This window comes from Roseateles sp. AC306 (genome assembly GCF_979253795.1).
The window spans coordinates 1-260 of the sequence record NZ_CEEDEB010000091.1 but is presented as its reverse complement, the minus strand read 5'-3'; the positions used below and the strand labels follow the sequence as shown (position 1 = coordinate 260).

The following is a 260-nucleotide window of genomic DNA, read 5'->3' as shown; positions in this document are numbered from 1 at the left end:
CCATCGGCGGCGCCCAGCTCGCGCCGCTCGCCGCTGCGCGGGTCGTACATATTGCGCTGCGACCAGCTGCGGCCCTGCTTGTCCAGCAGCAGGTTGGCGCCGAAGGCCCCGCCCGCGTCCGACGCGGCCACGGCCTCGAAGCGTGCCTGGCTGCCCTGGCTTTCCACCAGGCGGTGCAGGCCGGTGCCGGGGTCCACCCACAGGCGGCCGGCCTGGTCCACGGTCATGCCAAGCACGGTCTGGCCGGTCAGGCCCTTGGG

General features: G+C 74.6%; 1 protein-coding gene. It reads right to left on the bottom strand.

Annotation, left to right across the window (positions count from 1 at the left end; genetic code table 11):
• On the bottom strand, positions 1-260 hold a 260-nt coding region (locus AC0IZJ_RS28515; protein WP_471855632.1), incomplete at both ends, for a hypothetical protein.